The following is a 1,890-nucleotide window of genomic DNA, read 5'->3' as shown; positions in this document are numbered from 1 at the left end:
ACCTGCTGGCCAAGGTCGCCGCGCTGCCCCCGGCCACCGACGCCCCCGACGTGGACGAGGCCCGCGCCGAGGGGCGTGAGCAGTCGTACGGCCTGCGCCGACTGCTGCACGGCTTCGGCACCCCGCTGGCCGTCGCGCTGGGCTTCGTCGCGCTGGACGCGGTCGCCATGCTGCTGCTGCCGGTGCTCATCCGGCACGGCATCGACGAGGGCGTGCAGCAGGCCTCGCTGTCCGCCGTCTGGCTGGCCGCCGCCCTCGCACTGCTTGTTGTCGTCGCCCAGTGGGCGGCGCAGTTCGTGTCCATGCGGCTGACCGGCCGCACGGGTGAACGGGTGCTGTACGCGCTGCGCGTCAAGATCTTCGCGCAGCTCCAGCGGCTGGGCCTCGACTTCTACGAGCGCAACCTCGCCGGCGCGGTCATGACGAGGATGACGACGGACGTCGACGCGCTCTCCACCTTTCTCCAGACCGGCCTGGTCACGGCCGTGGTCTCGCTGCTGACGTTCCTCGGCATCCTGGTGGCGCTGCTGGCCATCGACGTCCAGCTGGCCCTGGTGGTCTTCGCCACCCTGCCGCCGCTGGTCATCGGCACGGTCTTCTTCCGACGGCAGAGCGTCAAGGCCTACGAGCTGGCGCGGGAGCGGGTCAGCGTGGTCAACGCCGACCTCCAGGAGTCCGTCGCCGGGCTGCGCATGATGCAGGCGTTCCGCCGCGAGGAGACGGGCGCCGACCGGTTCACCGCACGCAGCGACGACTACCGCCGAGCCCGGGTCCGCGGGCAGTGGCTGATCTCGGTGTACTTCCCGTTCGTGCAGCTGCTGGCCTCGATGGCCACCGCTGCCGTGCTGATCGTCGGGGCCGGCCGGGTCAGCGAGGGCACTCTCACGGCGGGCGCGCTGGTCGCCTACCTGCTGTACATCGAGCTGTTCTTCGCGCCCGTGCAGCAGCTCTCCCAGGTCTTCGACGGCTACCAGCAGGCGGCGGTGTCACTGGGCCGCATCCAGCAGCTGCTGCGGCAGCCCTCGTCCACCCCGCCGGCCGCCGACGCCCGCCCGGTGCGGCGGCTGCGCGGCCGGATCGAGTTCCGCGACGTGCACTTCCGCTACTCCGCGGCGGACGGCACCACCGGTGACGCGGTGGCGCTGGAAGGAGTGGACCTGACGATCCCCGCCGGGCAGACGGTCGCCTTCGTCGGCGAGACCGGCGCGGGCAAGTCCACCCTGGTCAAGCTGGTCGCCCGCTACTACGACCCGACGTCGGGTGCCGTCCTGGTGGACGGCACCGACCTGCGCGAGCTGGACCTCACCGACTACCGGCACCGGATCGGCGTCGTGCCGCAGGAGCCGTACCTCTTTCCCGGCTCGGTGCGCGACGCCATCGCGTACGGCCGTCCCGAGGCGAGCGACGCCGAGGTGGAGACGGCCGCCCGGGCGGTCGGGGCGCACGACATGATCGCCGCGCTGCCGGACGGCTACCTGCACACCGTCACCGAGCGGGGCCGGAACCTGTCGGCGGGCCAGCGCCAGTTGATCGCCCTGGCCCGGGCGGAGCTGGTCAACCCGGACGTGCGGCTGCTGGACGAGGCGACCGCGGCGCTGGACCTGGCCACCGAGGGCCTGGTCAACCAGGCCACCGACCGGCTCGCCGGGCGCCGCACCACGCTTGTCGTCGCGCACCGCCTGACCACGGCGGCCCGCGCGGACCGCGTGCTGGTGCTCGACCACGGCCGGGTCGTGGAGGACGGCACGCACACCGAGTTGCTGAGCCGGGACGGCCACTACGCCCGGCTGTGGCGGACGTTCACCGGCGAACCCGTGCCGGAGACGCAGAGCGTGCGGTAGCCGGGGGCGCGCGGGTCGCCGGCCGCCCGCGCGCCTTTCGGACGGGCCG

General features: G+C 73.3%; 1 protein-coding gene. It reads left to right on the top strand.

Annotation, left to right across the window (positions count from 1 at the left end; genetic code table 11):
- Positions 1-1,841, top strand: a 1,841-nt coding sequence (locus ACYVE9_RS25050; protein ID WP_461030172.1) for an ABC transporter ATP-binding protein, incomplete at its 5' end; no start/stop codon positions are given.
- Positions 1,842-1,890: the final 49 nt, after the last annotated feature.

The sequence above is a fragment of the Streptomyces sparsus genome, assembly GCF_054776295.1.
This window is presented reverse-complemented; position numbering and strand designations above follow the sequence as displayed.